This window comes from Pseudomonas sp. IT-P171, assembly GCF_949767765.1.
Classification (GTDB): domain Bacteria; phylum Pseudomonadota; class Gammaproteobacteria; order Pseudomonadales; family Pseudomonadaceae; genus Aquipseudomonas; species Aquipseudomonas fluorescens_B.
Window position 1 is genome coordinate 1 of record NZ_CATKQN010000030.1, and the last position, 1,312, is coordinate 1,312.

A 1,312-nucleotide genomic window follows, 5' to 3' on the forward strand; every position below is an offset into this window, starting at 1 on the left:
AACGCAGGACAAGGGCTGCTGGAACGGGCCTTTGCGAGAGAAAACCTGAAACGGGCGTGGAAACGGGTCAAGGCCAACAAAGGTGCAGCGGGAGTCGACGGTCTGGATATTGATCAGACGGCCGAGTACCTGCTGACCCAATGGGCGGGGATTCGTGAACAGCTTCTTTCAGGAGTCTACCGGCCCAGTCCGGTACGGCGTGTGGTCATTCCCAAACCTGACGGCGGTCAACGCGAGTTGGGTATCCCAACGGTCACCGACCGTTTGATCCAACAAGCGTTGCTGCAAGCCTTGCAGCCATTACTCGATCCGACCTTCAGTGAACACAGCTACGGCTTCCGTCCGGGACGCTGTGCGCAGGACGCCGTTTTAGCGGCTCAGCGCTATGCCTCTTCAGGACGTAAAGTGGTGGTGGATGTTGATCTGGAGAAGTTCTTCGACCGGGTCGATCACGACATCTTGATGGATCGTTTGCGCAAACGGATTACGGATCAGGCGGTTATCCGGCTGATTCGCGCCTATCTGGATGCGGGAACGCTGATCAATGGCGTGGTCGAGAAAAGCCGCTGCGGGGCGCCGCAAGGCGGCCCACTGTCGCCGTTGTTGGCGAACGTGCTGCTGGACGAAGTGGATCGGGAGCTTGAACGCCGAGGCCATTGTTTCGTGCGCTATGCCGACGATGCGAACGTGTATGTGCGCAGTCAGAAGGCGGGGCAGCGGGTAATGGCCCTGCTGAGGCGGCTGTACGAAAAGCTGCACTTGAGCGTCAACGAGAGCAAGAGTGCAGTGACGAGCGCGTTTGGTCGCAAGTTTCTGGGCTATGAGTTGTGGTCAGCCCGAAGTGAAGTCAAGCGCGCGGTCTCTTATAAGGCGCAGAAACAGTTCAAGCAGCGTATCCGCTGGCTTACCCGGCGCTCCTGCGGGCGTAGCTTGCAACAGGTCGCAGATAATCTTCGGCCTTATCTTTTGGGCTGGAAAGCCTACTTCACGTTGTCGCAAACACCGGCAGTCTGGCGCAAGCTGGACGAATGGATACGACATCGACTGAGAGCGATCCAGCTCAGGCAGTGGAAGCGTGGCCCTACGATCTATCGAGAGCTGCGGACACTGGGGGCGAGCCAGCAGGTGGCGCAGAGGGTGGCCAGTAACTCTCATCGCTGGTGGCGTAATAGCCGTTTTGAGTTGAATCGTGTGCTGAATATTGCGTGGTTCGACAGGCTGGGATTGGCGCGCCTCTCATAACCTCAATCTCTCGAACCGCCCGGTGCGGACCCGCATGCCGGGTGGTGTGGCAGGGGAGCGGCCTATGAAG

1 protein-coding gene is annotated in these 1,312 nt (G+C 58.8%); it reads left to right on the top strand.

The window, feature by feature from the left end:
• Positions 1–1,242: group II intron reverse transcriptase/maturase (ltrA, locus tag ACM6I5_RS17330; RefSeq protein WP_414884280.1), on the top strand; the 1,242-nt coding region annotated here is incomplete at its 5' end.
• Between the last annotated feature and the right edge of the window lie 70 nt (positions 1,243–1,312).